The organism is Ruegeria sp. CDSC054 (assembly GCF_059610645.1).
In genome coordinates this window covers 85,573-99,977 of record NZ_JBXWOA010000007.1, presented here as the reverse complement: position 1 = coordinate 99,977, position 14,405 = coordinate 85,573, and the positions used below count along the sequence as shown (strand labels likewise).

The 14,405-nt window shown below is 56.8% G+C and carries 13 protein-coding genes and 1 pseudogene; 7 read left to right on the top strand and 7 right to left on the bottom strand.

Annotated elements, in window-relative coordinates; genetic code table 11:
- The first annotated feature begins 1 nt into the window (after position 1).
- From AC2FGC_RS14805 to AC2FGC_RS14790, 4 genes are all read left to right on the top strand, one after another.
- On the top strand, positions 2–1,096 hold the full coding sequence (locus AC2FGC_RS14805; protein WP_108860780.1) for an ABC transporter permease: 1,095 nt from the start codon (positions 2–4) through the stop codon (positions 1,094–1,096).
- Complete coding sequence (locus AC2FGC_RS14800; RefSeq protein ID WP_496782709.1) at positions 1,096–2,064, top strand: ABC transporter permease; 969 nt, start codon at positions 1,096–1,098, stop codon at positions 2,062–2,064. The genes AC2FGC_RS14805 and AC2FGC_RS14800 overlap by 1 nt, the downstream gene beginning before the upstream one ends.
- 346 nt (positions 2,065–2,410) lie before the next feature.
- Complete coding sequence (locus AC2FGC_RS14795) at positions 2,411–3,331, top strand: sulfite exporter TauE/SafE family protein (RefSeq protein ID WP_496782707.1); 921 nt, start codon at positions 2,411–2,413, stop codon at positions 3,329–3,331.
- A gap of 2 nt (positions 3,332–3,333) precedes the next feature.
- A complete protein-coding gene (locus AC2FGC_RS14790) occupies positions 3,334–4,098 on the top strand; it encodes a TIGR02186 family protein (protein WP_496782705.1) in 765 nt (254 codons plus the stop codon).
- A gap of 7 nt (positions 4,099–4,105) precedes the next feature.
- On the opposite strand, the gene AC2FGC_RS14785 is transcribed toward AC2FGC_RS14790, so the two are convergent.
- The 7 genes from AC2FGC_RS14785 to AC2FGC_RS14755 all read right to left on the bottom strand — a co-directional run bounded on the left by AC2FGC_RS14785 (position 4,106) and on the right by AC2FGC_RS14755 (position 11,019).
- Complete coding sequence (locus AC2FGC_RS14785) at positions 4,106–4,834, bottom strand: SDR family oxidoreductase (RefSeq protein ID WP_496782703.1); 729 nt, start codon at positions 4,832–4,834, stop codon at positions 4,106–4,108.
- Complete coding sequence (locus AC2FGC_RS14780; protein WP_496767498.1) at positions 4,831–6,363, bottom strand: ATP-dependent DNA helicase; 1,533 nt, start codon at positions 6,361–6,363, stop codon at positions 4,831–4,833. The genes AC2FGC_RS14785 and AC2FGC_RS14780 overlap by 4 nt, the downstream gene beginning before the upstream one ends.
- A gap of 60 nt (positions 6,364–6,423) precedes the next feature.
- Positions 6,424–7,062: an acyl-homoserine-lactone synthase gene (locus AC2FGC_RS14775; protein ID WP_496767500.1), complete on the bottom strand. Its 639-nt coding sequence runs from the start codon at positions 7,060–7,062 to the stop codon at positions 6,424–6,426.
- 84 nt (positions 7,063–7,146) lie between these two features.
- Complete coding sequence (locus AC2FGC_RS14770; RefSeq protein WP_496725845.1) at positions 7,147–7,866, bottom strand: helix-turn-helix transcriptional regulator; 720 nt, start codon at positions 7,864–7,866, stop codon at positions 7,147–7,149.
- Entirely contained in the window at positions 7,805–8,023 is a 219-nt protein-coding gene (locus AC2FGC_RS14765) for a hypothetical protein (protein WP_058278773.1), read from the bottom strand. The genes AC2FGC_RS14770 and AC2FGC_RS14765 overlap by 62 nt, the downstream gene beginning before the upstream one ends.
- A 207-nt stretch (positions 8,024–8,230) precedes the next feature.
- Complete coding sequence (ccrA, locus tag AC2FGC_RS14760) at positions 8,231–9,517, bottom strand: crotonyl-CoA carboxylase/reductase (RefSeq protein WP_496725843.1); 1,287 nt, start codon at positions 9,515–9,517, stop codon at positions 8,231–8,233.
- Between the two features lie 113 nt (positions 9,518–9,630).
- Positions 9,631–11,019, bottom strand: coding sequence for a 1-acyl-sn-glycerol-3-phosphate acyltransferase (locus tag AC2FGC_RS14755; RefSeq protein ID WP_496725842.1), 1,389 nt, complete (start codon positions 11,017–11,019; stop codon positions 9,631–9,633).
- A gap of 141 nt (positions 11,020–11,160) precedes the next feature.
- Between AC2FGC_RS14755 and AC2FGC_RS14750 the strand changes: the two are divergent.
- The 3 genes and pseudogenes from AC2FGC_RS14750 to deoD form a co-directional block, all read left to right on the top strand.
- A pseudogene (locus AC2FGC_RS14750) lies at positions 11,161–13,131 on the top strand (protein meaA); the annotation flags it as partial.
- 124 nt (positions 13,132–13,255) lie between these two features.
- The gene (locus AC2FGC_RS14745) at positions 13,256–13,570 is read left to right on the top strand and encodes an H-NS histone family protein (RefSeq protein WP_496725841.1); all 315 of its coding nucleotides are present in this window, start codon (positions 13,256–13,258) and stop codon (positions 13,568–13,570) included.
- Between the two features lie 24 nt (positions 13,571–13,594).
- Entirely contained in the window at positions 13,595–14,305 is a 711-nt protein-coding gene (gene deoD / locus AC2FGC_RS14740; protein ID WP_496725840.1) for a purine-nucleoside phosphorylase, read from the top strand.
- Positions 14,306–14,405 lie beyond the last annotated feature (100 nt).

Sequence of the window (14,405 nt, the reverse complement as noted above, 5' to 3'; positions counted from 1 at the left end):
CATGGAAAAGATGCCCAAATGGGCCGATGTGGTGCTGATCCCGCTGATCAGTCTGATATTGGCCGCAATCTTGTCCGCTTTGGTCATTCTGGCCATCGGTGAAAACCCGATCGAAGCGGTGAAACTGATGGTGACCGGTGCGCTCGGGTCGACCTACGGTTGGGGGTATACGCTGTATTATGCCACCAACTTTATGTTCACCGGGTTGGCCGTGGCTGTCGCCTTCCACGCCCGACTGTTCAACATCGGGGGCGAAGGTCAGGCTATGCTGGGCGGGCTGGGCGTTGCCATGGTATGCCTTTACATCCCGTGGCCGCATTGGAGCATTGCGCTGTTGGCGGCTTGCGCAGGTTCGATGCTGTTTGGCGCCGCATGGGCCGCCATTCCGGCCTATCTACAAGCCAAGCGCGGCAGTCACATCGTGATCACAACGATCATGTTTAACTTTATTGCGGCGGCATTCCTGAACTACGTGTTGGTCAATCTTATGCGACCACCGGGCGCGCAAGACCCCTCGTCTGCGCGTTTCCCCGAGGCCGTTCACCTGCCCACATTTCAGTCGATGTTCTCAACCGCCGAAAACGTGGTGTTTAAAGGGACCCCTGTTAATATCACGTTCTTCATTGCGGTTTTGGCCTGTTTTGTCGTCTGGGCACTGATCTGGCGGACAAGGTTGGGCTATGAAATCCGATCTTACGGCAAAACCGAAACCGGCGCCGTCTACGCAGGCATTTCACCTGTGCGGATCACGATCATAGCGATGCTGATATCAGGCGCGCTGGCGGGGCTGATGGCGATCAACAACGTGATGGGCGAGGCAGAGCGCTTGGTCTTGAACGCGACCGAAGGCGCGGGTTTCATCGGCATCGCCGTGGCGCTGATGGGCCGGTCGCACCCGTTTGGTGTATTCCTAGCGGCGATCCTGTTCGGGTTTCTCTATCAGGGCGGCGCAGAATTGGCTTTCTGGACGTCGATCCCGCGCGAACTGATCGTAGTCATTCAGGCCCTGGTGATCCTGTTCACCGGAGCATTGGACAACATGGTCCGGATGCCGCTTGAAAAGCTGTTCCTGAGCCTGCGGAAGGGAGCGCAGTGATGGAGTTCTTCATTACCTTCATCCAGGTCCTGGATTCGACCATCCGTCTGGCCACACCGCTATTGCTGGCTTGTCTGGCTGGGCTCTATTCCGAACGTGCAGGCATTTTCGACATCGGTCTGGAAGGCAAGATGCTGATGGCCGCCTTCTTCTCGGCAGCCGTCGCGGCCGTGACCGGATCAGTCTGGTTGGGCCTGCTGGCGGGGATCGCCTCTTCTCTTGTTCTTTCCGGACTTCACGGTTTGGCCTCGATCACCTTCCGGGGCAACCAGTTGATATCCGGGGTCGCAATCAACTTTCTTGCGGCAGGTATGACGGTCCTTGTCGCGCAAAGCTGGTTCGAACAGGGCGGACGCACGCCCTCACTGTTTGGTGGCGGTCGTTTCACACCGATCAACTTCCCCTTTGCCGAGTCGCTGAGCGGAGTGCCGATCATCGGACCGATCTATTCCGAGCTACTCTCGGGCCATTCGATCCTGGTCTATGTCGCGTTCCTGATGGTGCCGGCAACCTGGTGGGTTCTGTACCGCACCCGGTTCGGGTTGCGCCTGCGCGCCGTGGGTGAAAACCCGGCTGCCGTGGACACAGCTGGTGTCTCGGTCGTTGGCTTGCGCTACGCTGCTGTCGCCATTTGTGGTGTGCTGTGCGGCATTGCCGGGGCTTATCTGGCCACTGCGCTGCAGGCCGGCTTCGTCAAGGACATGACCGCGGGCCGTGGGTTTATCGCACTGGCGGCCCTGATCTTTGCAAAATGGCGGCCCTGGCATGCCATGGGAGCATGCCTTTTGTTCGGATTGCTGCAAGCCATCGCACTGCGTTTCCAGAACATCGATCTGGGCGGCGTGGTCATCCCTGTGCAGGCGATGGACGCCCTGCCCTACGTCCTCACCGTGGTCATTCTGGCTGGCTTTGTCGGCAAGGCGGTCCCGCCCCGCGCCGGTGGTGAGCCTTACGTGAAAGAGCGCTGATAAGTCCAGTTTCGGACTCAGTTCAGTCCTGTTCGCTGCAGAGCGGCATGCAGAGTTGATTTTGCATGCCGCAACCGTTCTAAAGGGGTATGCAAGTGTCTCCAAACATACCCCGCGACTCGGAAGCGGTCCGGATCGTGAATTTGGGAACGCTTGTAAACCTCAACACTGGGGATAATCAGATCACCAGCCTTATCAGGCAGCTGGCATGACGCCCAGCGAACCGACATTCGCCATGTGGTCACGGGGCATTGCCGCCGCGCGCTGCATTAAACCTATACCACTTTGCCTTGAGGCGACCGCGGTCACCCTCTGTGACCCGCCCACCCTCATCCAGTAGCTCGATATGCAAATTTACCTTCCTATCGCCGAAGTTTCTGTAAACGCCTTCCTTCTATTGGGGCTTGGGGGGATGGTCGGCATTCTTTCGGGCATGTTCGGTGTCGGCGGCGGCTTCCTGATGACGCCCCTGCTGTTCTTTATCGGCATTCCGCCGGCCGTTGCGGTTGCAACTGAAGCCAACCAGATTGTTGCCTCTTCCTTCTCTGGGGTTCTGGCGCATTTCCGACGAAAAACCGTCGACCTGAGAATGGGGACCGTCCTATTGATGGGCGGCTTAACGGGTGCCGCACTTGGGGTGGTGATATTCAACTACCTCAAAAGCCTCGGGCAGGTCGATCTGCTTGTGACGTTGTGCTACGTCGTGTTCCTTGGCGTCGTAGGCGGCTTGATGTTCATCGAAAGCCTGAATGCGCTCCGTAAATCCAAGAAAGGCGTGTCCGCACCCCCCAAGCGTCGCCAACGCGGCTGGGTGCATGCGATGCCGTTCAAAATGCGGTTCCGGACTTCGGGCCTGTATATCTCGGTCATTCCGCCTGCGCTGGTTGGCCTGTTCGTTGGCGTTCTGTCGGCCATTATGGGCGTTGGTGGCGGGTTCATCATGGTGCCTGCGATGATCTATCTGTTGGGAATGCCCACCAAGGTCGTGGTCGGAACATCCCTGTTCCAGATCATCTTTGTCACCGCCTTTACGACCATGCTGCATGCCACTACCAACTTTACAGTTGATGTCGTTCTTGCCGTATTGCTTCTGGTTGGCGGCGTCATCGGTGCACAGATCGGAACGGTGATCGGCGCGCGCATGCCTGCCGAGCAGTTGCGCGTTTTGCTCGCAGCGCTAGTTCTTGCGGTTTGCGGAAAGCTGGCTTTGGATCTGCTGATTGAACCATCCGAGCTGTTCTCGCTTGGCACCGGCGGAGGGCACTAATCATGCTGAAACGCTTGCTTGTTGCGCTGGCCCTTTGCGCCAGCCCCGCTCTGGCCGTTGAGGAAGAGGTCGTTCTGGGCCTCAGCCAGGATCGCGTGGCCATCACCGCCAATTTTGACGGATCTGAGATCCTGGTCTTTGGCGCGGTCAAACGCCAAGCTCCCATTCCGCCGGGACCACCACTTGAAGTGATTGTCGCAGTGTCCGGTCCATCCAGTCCTGTCACCGTTCGGCGAAAAGAGCGCAAGCTTGGAATCTGGGTCAATACCGACAGTGTCCTCGTAGACGAAGCCCCCAGCTTCTATGCGGTTGCGACCAGCGCGCCCTTGAATGAGATTCTGTCAGATACCGAAGACCTGCGGTACAGCGTGTCAATCGAACGTGCCATCCGGTCTGTTGGCGCTGCGATGAACATCCGCGGCGCGCAGGAATTCGCGGACGCTGTTATTCGTATCCGAGAAAACGAAGGTCTGTATTCCATTCGCGAAGACACCGTGGCCGTTGATGAACAAACCCTGTTCCGTACCTCAATCGACATGCCTGCGGATCTGACCGAAGGCGACTATGTGGCGCGCATCTTCCTAACCCGCGGCGGCGAGGTCGTTTCACAATTTGAGACCACCATCGACGTGCGCAAAGTAGGGTTGGAGCGGTTCTTGTACAACATGTCCCGCCAGCAACCGGTCTGGTACGGCCTGATGTCTTTGGTCATTGCCATTGCGGCGGGTTGGGGTGCGTCAACCGCGTTCCGCCTATTGCGCGAGTAACTGATCGTTACCCGCGTCCGATATAGGGCATTGTCGTGGCCATCACGGTCATGAACTGAACGTTTGCCTCAAGCGGCAGGTTTGCCATGTGCAAGACGGACCGCGCTGCATCTTCGACGGCCATTGTTGGGTCGGGCTGCTGCCCGTCGGCAATGGCCGCCTCGACCAGGCCCTGCACCATCTGTGTTCGCGCATTGCCGATATCGATCTGCCCACAAGCGATATTGAAGCCCCGCCCGTCCAAAGACAGGCTGCGGGTCAGGCCCGTAATGGCGTGTTTCGTCGCCGAGTAATGCACCGAGTTGGGGCGCGGCACATGGGCGGCAATTGAGCCGTTATTGATGATGCGCCCGCCTTGCGGCGATTGGTGGCGCATGATCCGAAAAGCCTCGCGAGCACACAGGAACATGCCGTTCAGGTTGACGGCGACGCTTTGGTACCAATCGTCCAACGCGATCTCGTCAATCGTTCCCCCCGGCGCGAATACTCCCGCGTTGTTGAACAGAACATCCAAATGGCCCGCCTTACCCTGAAAGTCTCCAAAGGCGGCCTCAACCGCTTGTGCATCGGTGACATCCGCGACCAATGGAATTGCGTTTGCGTGCTCTTCAGCGATTTCATTCAGCTTGTCAGCACTGCGCGCCAATAGACCAACCGTCCATCCTTGGGCCAGAAACAATTCAGCAGTAGCGCGCCCTATGCCAGAACTTGCGCCGGTCACAATAATGGATGTCATGTCTCTTCTGCCTCCAAGGTCAGTGAGGCCGCCGGGACAGCGCGCAGGTCGTCCACACGCAGCGGATAAGTCGGCTTGGCAAGCCGGTTGCGTACGACCCAGATCAGCCTTTCCTGCGCGCGCGTGATGGCGACATAGGCCAAACGTTTCCACAGTGGTTGTCCAGCCTCGGTGCGGCCCATACGGGCAGCGGCATAAATATCCGGAGCGAAAACCTGAACAGTGTCCCACTGCGACCCTTGCGCCTTGTGAATGGTGACTGCTGCACCGTGCAAAAAGGTGGCGCCCATGCGCGCGGCAAAGGGAATGAACGGCTCTTCCTCGTCCGGTTTTTCAATCTTGACGATGGATGCGGCGCTGACCTGAGGGTCTACTGCCCCCATCACGTGCAACCTGGAAAACCCCGGTTTGCGGCCAGGACCCAGATAAATGACCTGAGCGCCCTTGATCAGGCCGCGCGCCTCAAGATCCAGCCGTTTCTTGCGATGTTTCAAAGGTAATTCGATACCGTCGCAGATAAGCGGTTCGCCTTCCAACAATTCGGTATCCGGCGCGCCGTGAACATTCCGAAAAGCCTGAATCAACCGAATACGGGTTGCATTGCGCCAGACCAGAACGGGACTGCGGGCCATCAGATCAACCTCGACCCGCTGCCCCCAGACCACACGGTCGTCCTGACGGGCGGTCTGTTCGACCATGCGCTCAAAATCTTCGAACCCCATCTGCGGGTCAGACAGCGCATGGGCAAGGTCCAATATCGGGTTATCCGCATCCTGTCGGTGAACCCGGTGAAGGATCTGTTTGCGCGGTTCGGGTAACGCTTCGAACACCATGCTGCCCGACTGATTGACCGGCGCCAACTGTGCCGGGTCACCAAACAGCAGAAGTGTTGGGAAGATTTCTTGCAAGTCTTCGAATTGCCGGTCATCCAGCATCGAGGCTTCGTCCACAAACCCGATGTCCAACGGCTCGTCCCGGCGCTTCCAGCCGGTGATAAAATCGGAGCCCCGCAACCCTGCCGCGGCCAGAGCGCCCGGAATGGACTTGTTGTTCTGGTAAAACGCCGCTGCGCGATCCAGCGCCTCGTCGGTCAGGCCTTCGATTTCGGGACGCTCGTCATTGCCTGCCAGCCATTCGGCGATGCGCTCGTATTCCGGATCGTAGACGGGTGTATAAAGGATGCGGTGGATCGTGGTGGCTGGCACCCCGCGCAGACGCAATACGCTGGCCGCTTTGTTCGTCGGGGCCAAGATCGCCAGACTGCGTTTTTCACGAGCTTTGCGGCTTTCGAAATCGCCTGACACAATCTGCACGCCGGTGTCCGCGATGGCCTTATAAAGCTCGGCCAGCAGCAGGGTTTTTCCGGACCCTGCCTTTCCAATCACAGCCATCACACCGGATTTACTCGATCCCGGAAGCTTCAGCAGCGCGTCATCGTCAAGGTCAACACCTGCCGATTTCAGCATCTCAGAGATGCTGTCATACGCGGCGGCCTGGTCGTCAGAGTAAGTCACAGAGGGCAAAGACATGGCGCGACCCTACAAGCCCGCGCCAGCTATCACCAGATGTGGAATTCGGTTTTCACCCTGTCAGGCTGACAATGCAAACGGGTGCTGTCTGCCAACGCCGAAAGCCGTCTTGAACCACAGCCGCGACAATTCACGCGGGATGCCCGCGCGCTTGGCTACGCGGTTGCAGTCGTCCGCCGAATACGGCCACATCCCGACCGAGATTTGATCACGCCCTTTACCTTCGGTGCCCAGCACGATCGGAGATGATCCGATCAGGCGATAGATGCGAATCATACGCGCATCGAAAACACCCGCAATGTGGGTTAGACCAAACCCCTCCATCATCTCGCCGCCGCTAAGCATGATGGCCCCGGCCGTCTGCGGGCTTGCCGTGCGCGACAGGCAAAAGCGCGTCACTTCCCAGATCAAGGGGCTGTTGATTGGTTTGCCGCCCGTCAGGTGTCCAAACACCTCGTTCACCATAACCGGACCGGTGGTCGGCATCACGCGCATGGAGCCGCCGTGGCTGCCATCCGGTTCTTCCCAAATGACATAGATCGGGTTCAGATCATCGTACTGATCTCGCTCTTCCCCCTTGTCGTTGACATGAACATCCCAGCCCAGCCGGGTTTTGAATTGATCGGCGCGGTCCCGAAACATCCCCTCAGCCAGTTTTGGATATTTGTGCAATTCGTCAGCATAGACATAGCGCAACATGACTCTTTTCCCCTTGTCGTCCTGTGCAAGAACGAAGGGGGTACAAAGTCGTGGTTAATTTCCGGTTTTTAGTGCGGGCGCGCTTTAAACGACTATTAACCCTCGGCTCAGGGCCGTTGCGATAGCATGAGTTGTGTTTTGCGCACCCAGCTTGGCGCGGGCGCTTTCGATATAAACCCTCAGCGTGTGTTCCGAGATCGACAAGGAATGAGCGACCTGTGCCCTGCTATAACCCAGGGCGAGCAAGGTCATGGCGTCCACTTCACGCGGCGACAATCCACGTGCAGAATCGGGCTGACGGTCACTTTCAAACTCCAGCGCCTTTCGGTTGAAGTAATGCGCAATCAGGATCAGTTCGCGCCCATGCGTTTTGATGAACTTCTGCCAGGTGTCATCGTCACAGGTATGATTGACGGTAAACAAAGCGAATTGGCCATTCGGGCCGCGGATCGGAATGGAATAACCTTGATTGCCAACGCCGTGCTCTAATGCATCCTTCAAAAACGTCTTGGCAACCTTGCCCGACCAATCCAGCGTCTTCCAGTCCACCGGATGAAACCGTTGGAAACAGCCCAGTATGACCGGATCAATTCTGTGATAGTTACGCTCGCGGTACCGTTCGGCCCAAACGTCGGGATAGGTGGTATAGCCGTATTGATCACCGGCCCCGTCGACCCAATGGTAAATCAGGTTTTCAATCTGCAGCCTGTCCCGCAGGCGAATGGCGACTTCGCTTAATTCGTCAAGCGAGCTGGTGTTTTCCAAGTCCTCCAGAACCTGGCTCATATCGAGTTTTGTTGCCATCCGCTGGTGCCCGAACCTCATTCTTTCTGGACGAGATTTCGGCTGCGGCGATCAGCTTGGTGTCATCCAACTGCTCGGCAAGCGCGGTCAAACCGTTTTCAACAGCAAAGGCGCTGAGGTCCGACAGTACGTCCAGTATCCACTCATTTTGCGCCATCAGCGTCTCTCCGAAACGGTTAACGAAGGGTTAACACAACCATAGCATGAGGAAGTTTTTTTGGCCTATTCACTGATTTCTACTCCCCAAAAACAGCGGGGTATTCTCGCTTAAGCCTTTAAAAAGGCTAAGACCACCGCCCAAAAAGAAACACCCGCGAGCCAGAAAACCGATTCGCGGGTGTTTTGGATTTTGTCTGAGACGAAGTTAGTCGCGTGCGGCCAGAACCTCTTCCAAGGTGCGCATCCCGGTCTGTGGAGCCTGAACCAACACCGACATGTTGCCCGGCTTATGCTCGTTCCGCAGCATCTTCATGTGCGCCTCGGGCAGATCATTCCAGGTGAACACTTCGGACATGCAGGGATCCAGGCGACGTTCAACCATCAGCTGGTTTGCAGCCGCTGCCTGCTTGAGGTGGGCAAAGTGCGAGCCCTGCAGACGCTTCTGGTGCATCCACATGTAACGCACATCGAAGGTCAGGTTGTAGCCGGTTGTACCAGCGCAGATCACAACCATGCCGCCCTTCTTCACAACAAAGGTCGAAACCGGGAAGGTGCTTTCGCCGGGGTGCTCGAACACCATGTCGACGTTGTTGCCTTTACCGGTGATGTCCCAAATGGCCTTGCCGAATTTGCGGGCTTCTTTGAACCACTCGGCATATTCTGGTGTGTTCACTGTGGGCAGCTGACCCCAGCAGTTGAAGTCTTTGCGGTTCAGAACGCCCTTGGCACCCAGACCCATGACAAAGTCACGCTTGCTTTCGTCTGAGATCACACCAATCGCGTTTGCACCTGCGGTGTTGATCAGCTGGATCGCATAGGAACCCAGACCACCCGACGCTCCCCAAACCAGAACGTTCTGGCCCGGCTTTAGGTCGTGTGGCTCATGACCGAACAGCATCCGGTAGGCAGTCGCCAGCGTCAGCGTGTAGCAAGCGCTTTCTTCCCAAGTCAGGTGCTTGGGCCGCGGCATCAGTTGCTGGGCCTGAACATTAGTGAACTGCGCGAACGAACCATCGGGGGTTTCATAGCCCCAAATCCGCTGGCTGTCCGAATACATCGGATCACCGCCGTTACAATGCTCGTCATCGCCATCATCCTGGTTGCAGTGGATGACGACCTCGTCACCAACTTTCCAGCGGGTCACTTTTGAACCAACGGCCCAAACGATGCCCGACGCATCAGAACCGGCAATGTGGTAAGGGGCCTTGTGGCCATCGAACGGCGAAATCGGCTTACCCAGCGACGCCCATACGCCGTTGTAGTTGACGCCGGCTGCCATGACCAGAACCAGCACTTCGTGACTGTCCAGCTCGGGGACGTCCACGACTTCTTGAATCATCGCGGTGTCCGGGTCGCCGTGGCGCTCCTTGCGGATCGCCCATGCATACATTTTCTTGGGCACAAAACCCATCGGAGGGATTTCACCCATCTCATAGAGGTCTTTTTCCGGTGCCTCGTACGACGCGATGCCGCTGTCGGTGTCCAGAGCCATGTTGGCCTCCTTCAGTTCTAAACCTTTGCCGCGATGCAGAATCGCGTGCATTAACCGATGGAATATTGGCCTTTAGGAAATAATGCAACCGAAATCGGTGCTGTTTTGTAACTTTATGACCCAGCGGATGCAGAAATTTCCTTCGCATCTGCAGCATTTCCCTCGTCTGGTCCCATCGGAACCGAGGCTGCATAATACTCCAGAAGATCAACCCTTTGACCGGACAGGCATATTTTCCCGTCACTGCGCCTGAGAATTCGCCGTTCGACCAACTGATCAATCGCGGCTTCAACCGACGTCTGGTTCTCTTGGTCCGTCATTCCATTGCGACGCATGAGCTCGACAATCACCTGAACGGCATCGGCCTCCGACATCTCTTTATGCTTTTTCATGAGCCAACAGGCGGCAGGAACGGGAACCAGCGGGATAGCAGCGCGGAGTCGCGTCATCAGGTCACGCGCCAAATCGGTCATCAGTTCGCGCTGATGATCTGCCCGAAACGCCCGCAAGGAAACGGGCTGACCATATCGGACCGAGGCTAGGCCAAATCGTTTGTAGCGCCCGATCCCGCGCCGCCAGAGTTGTTTGAGGATCCATCTGGTGATTACGCCGATCCGCGCGCGAAACCGTCGTTCATTGCCTAATGCGGCACGCGTCAGAACAGTATCTTCGAGCACACGATCATAGTTCAGCGCCACGGGGACGAATACAACATCGCGGCCCTCTTCCGAGGTCCCGTCAATAATATATTTGAGCAAACCCAGCTTTGGACGACCCAGGGCACCAGTCAGACTTAGCCCACCTTCGGGGAACATGGCCTGCGTCACTCCTGCCGCGGTCGCGTGGCGCACATAACAGGACAACACCTGACGATAGAGATCATTGCCGGACTTTCGCCGGATAAAATAAGCCCCCATCGCACGGATCAGACGGCTAAGGGGCCAGACACGGGCCCATTCACCCACCGCATAAGAAAGGGCCGAATGTTGCGCTGCGAGGTAGGTAACCAGCACATAGTCCATATTGCTGCGATGATTCATGACGAAAACCACCGTGGCGTCGGGGTCGATGTTTTCGACAGCGTCTTCGTCCTGATAGCTAAGCTGCACGTGATAAAACGCATTGCTCAGCAAACGAGCCAGACGGATCGCAATGCTGAAATAGGCAACGGCTGAAAACGAGGGAACGATCTCACGCGCGTATCGCTGCGCTTGCTCGAACGCCACAGCATCGGGGACACCCGTTTCGCGTGCGTGATCCTGAACGGCCTGACCAACCTGCGGGTCATAGATCAGGCGCTGAATCATATCGTGACGGTGTGCCAACTTGAACGGCTGGATCGGCCGCTTCAGGCGCGTGTTCAATCTTTTCACCGCTCGTTCGAGTCGACGCCTGAAAAACCACCGCACCGACGGGAACAGAAAATGTGATGCCAGAGTGACCACGGCAAACACCAGGATCAGCAAAAAAAGCCAAAGCGGAAGTTCCACGGTCTGAGTCATGCGTGCACCCTGCCACCAAACGCTGCGTCCTACAATCTGAAGAACCTAATATGCCGCGACGCAGCGAATTGACATGTCCCGAAAATTGCGCTTTAGAGGCCGGGAACGTAATTTTCTTGCCCAACCGAGACACGAGGTCCAGCTATGACGCAGACGCAGAAAGATCGCCCCTGGCTCATCCGAACCTATGCCGGTCATTCCACCGCCAAAGCGTCGAATGCGTTGTATCGCGGGAACCTCGCAAAAGGCCAGACGGGCCTTTCAGTGGCCTTTGATCTGCCCACGCAGACCGGATATGACAGCGATCATACACTTGCGCGCGGCGAAGTCGGCAAGGTTGGCGTACCCGTCGGCCACCTGGGCGATATGCGGGTTCTGTTCGACCAGATTCCGTTGGAACAGATGAACACCTCGATGACGATCAACGCGACAGCGCCTTGGCTGCTTGCGCTCTACATCGCTGTGGCCGAGGAACAAGGCGCAGATATCTCCAAGCTGCAGGGCACAGTTCAGAACGATCTGATCAAGGAATACCTGAGCCGCGGCACCTATGTCTGCCCGCCTAAACCCTCGCTCAAGATGATCGCCGACGTGGCCGAGTATTGTTATACTAACGTGCCGAAATGGAACCCGATGAACGTGTGTTCCTATCACCTGCAAGAAGCTGGCGCGACACCGGAACAAGAGCTGTCTTATGCGCTGGCCACAGCCATCGCCGTTCTGGACGAACTGCGCCCTCGTGTACCCGCCGACGATTTCCCAGCGCTTTGCGGACGGATTTCGTTCTTTGTGAACGCAGGTATCCGGTTTGTCACCGAAATGTGCAAAATGCGCGCTTTCGTCGATCTTTGGGGCGAAATCCTGCACGAACGCTATGGTGTTGAGAATCCGAAATTCCGCCGATTCCGGTATGGCGTTCAGGTCAACTCGCTTGGGCTGACCGAGCAGCAGCCCGAAAACAACGTCTACCGCATCCTGATCGAGATGCTGGCCGTGACTCTTTCGAAAAAAGCCCGCGCCCGCGCAGTTCAGCTGCCCGCATGGAACGAGGCACTGGGCCTGCCCCGCCCGTGGGATCAGCAATGGTCGATGCGGATGCAACAGATTCTGGCCTATGAGACCGACTTGCTGGAATATGGCGACCTGTTCGACGGCAACCCCGCTGTTGACGCGAAGGTTGAAGAATTGAAAGAGGGCGCACGCGCCGAACTCGCCAATCTGGATTCAATGGGCGGAGCAGTAGCGTCGATCGAATACATGAAGTCACGGCTTGTTGATTCAAACGCTGAACGCCTGAACCGCATTGAACGGAACGAAACTGTCGTTGTCGGTGTGAACAAGTGGATCGAAGGCGAACCCTCGCCCCTGCAGACCGAAGATGGCGGCATCATGGTCGTTGACCCTGCTGTCGAACAAGAACAAATCGCGCGCCTGAATGAATGGCGGCAAGATCGCGATGACGCAGCTGTCGCGGCGGCTCTGGCCGCGCTGCGCGAAGCGGCGCAAAACGGCACCAACGTCATGGAGCCCTCAATCGCAGCTGCCAAGGCTGGCGTAACCACGGGTGAGTGGGCCGAAGAAATGCGCAAAGTCTACGGTACCTATCGCGGGCCCACGGGCGTATCGGGCTCGGTCTCGAACAAGACAGAAGGCTTGGAAGATCTGCGGGCTGCAGTGGATGCGGTCAGCGACAAGCTTGGTCGCCGTCTGAAGTTCCTGGTCGGCAAGCCGGGGCTGGACGGTCACTCGAACGGGGCCGAACAGATCGCATTCCGCGCCCGGGATTGCGGGATGGATATCAGTTACGAAGGTATTCGCTTGACTCCCGAGGAAATCGTAACCGCCGCTGCGGATGACGACGCACATGTGATCGGTCTGTCTATTCTGTCAGGCAGCCACATTCCGCTTGTGCAGGACGTCATGAACCGGCTGCGCGAGGCCGGGCTGAATCATATTCCGGTGATTGTAGGTGGCATCATCCCCGATGACGACGCCGCAAAGCTTACTGCAATGGGTGTTGCAAAGATCTATACGCCCAAGAATTTCGAACTGAATGCAATCATGGGCGATATCGTCACTCTTGTAGATCCTCAAAACCTGGCTGCCGAGTAACGCCGGTCAATTTGAACTGATCCTGTTTCTATCCCTGAATAAAAGGGGATAGATAATCCTTTTCTTTGGAATTACGGTGTGCCATCGGTGACGCCGTTAATGACTATTTCCTAGGAGAGGGTGAATGTCGGGGACAAATCTGGAAAATATGTCGCGCAAGGATCTACTTGAATTGCGCGATCAGGTGGAAAAGGCGCTTATTGGCGCAGAAAAACGCGAACGCAAAGAAGCGCTGAAAGCGGCGGAAAAAGCCGCAGCTGAATTCGGGTTCTCTTTGTCGGAACTGTCAAAAGACAATCCGACATCTGGAAAAGCCACAAAAGCGAAATACAAAAACCCCGCCAATCCAGAACAAACATGGTCGGGTCGTGGTCGAAAGCCGCAATGGATTCATGACGCATTGAATTCCGGCGCAGATATTTCGGATCTGGAAGTCTAATTTCTAATTGGAACGTACCCCAACATGACAATTCATATTGGAGCCGAAAAAGGCGATATTGCAGAAACGGTTCTTTTGCCTGGCGATCCCTATCGTGCAAAATGGGCGGCTGAAACGTTCCTGGACGACGTGAAGAAAGTCAATGACGTGCGCGGCATGTTGGGCTTTACGGGACGCTGGAAAGATAATCCTGTCACCATTCAAGGTAGCGGCATGGGCATGCCATCCTTGTCGATATACGTCAACGAACTGATCCGGGACTATGGTGCCAAAACGCTGATCCGTATCGGCTCTTGCGGGGGCATGCAGGACAGTGTGAATGTCCGCGATGTGATCCTGGCGATGACCTCGACCACGCTTAGCACACCGTCACGCGGCATCATGAAAGAGCTCAATTTCGCACCCTGTGCTGATTGGGGGCTGCTTCAGGCGGCGGCTCAGGCGGCTGCGGCCAAAGGCACGCCAACCCATATCGGCGGCATCTATTCGTCGGACGTTTTCTATGACGAACGCCCAGATCTGAACGAACAGATGGTACGGCACGGTATTCTCGGGGTCGAGATGGAAGCTGCGGAGCTGTACATTCTGGCCGCGCGGCACAATTGCCGCGCATTGGCTGTTCTAACCGTTTCCGATCACTTGCTGACCGGCGAATCTTTGCCCTCAGCTGAACGCGAAAGCAGTTTTGGCGATATGGTTGAAGTCGCACTGCAGGCGGCATTCCCGGCAGCATAAATGCAAAAACGTAGGGTGGGAAGCCGCCCTGCTATTGACCCTTCAGACATTGAGTTGGCGCGTCGCTGCCCTGCTGCTGCGCGCCACAGAATGCACACAC

Coding starts and splice junctions, on each gene's coding strand:
- AC2FGC_RS14805 (WP_108860780.1), top strand. CDS start 2: ATGGAAAAGATGCCCAAATGGGCCGATGTGGTGCTGATCCCGCTGATC.
- AC2FGC_RS14800 (WP_496782709.1), top strand. CDS start 1,096: ATGGAGTTCTTCATTACCTTCATCCAGGTCCTGGATTCGACCATCCGT.
- AC2FGC_RS14795 (WP_496782707.1), top strand. CDS start 2,411: ATGCAAATTTACCTTCCTATCGCCGAAGTTTCTGTAAACGCCTTCCTT.
- AC2FGC_RS14790 (WP_496782705.1), top strand. CDS start 3,334: ATGCTGAAACGCTTGCTTGTTGCGCTGGCCCTTTGCGCCAGCCCCGCT.
- AC2FGC_RS14785 (WP_496782703.1), bottom strand. CDS start 4,834: ATGACATCCATTATTGTGACCGGCGCAAGTTCTGGCATAGGGCGCGCT.
- AC2FGC_RS14780 (WP_496767498.1), bottom strand. CDS start 6,363: ATGTCTTTGCCCTCTGTGACTTACTCTGACGACCAGGCCGCCGCGTAT.
- AC2FGC_RS14775 (WP_496767500.1), bottom strand. CDS start 7,062: ATGTTGCGCTATGTCTATGCTGACGAATTGCACAAATATCCAAAACTG.
- AC2FGC_RS14770 (WP_496725845.1), bottom strand. CDS start 7,866: ATGGCAACAAAACTCGATATGAGCCAGGTTCTGGAGGACTTGGAAAAC.
- AC2FGC_RS14765 (WP_058278773.1), bottom strand. CDS start 8,023: ATGGCGCAAAATGAGTGGATACTGGACGTACTGTCGGACCTCAGCGCC.
- ccrA (WP_496725843.1), bottom strand. CDS start 9,517: ATGGCTCTGGACACCGACAGCGGCATCGCGTCGTACGAGGCACCGGAA.
- AC2FGC_RS14755 (WP_496725842.1), bottom strand. CDS start 11,019: ATGACTCAGACCGTGGAACTTCCGCTTTGGCTTTTTTTGCTGATCCTG.
- AC2FGC_RS14745 (WP_496725841.1), top strand. CDS start 13,256: ATGTCGGGGACAAATCTGGAAAATATGTCGCGCAAGGATCTACTTGAA.
- deoD (WP_496725840.1), top strand. CDS start 13,595: ATGACAATTCATATTGGAGCCGAAAAAGGCGATATTGCAGAAACGGTT.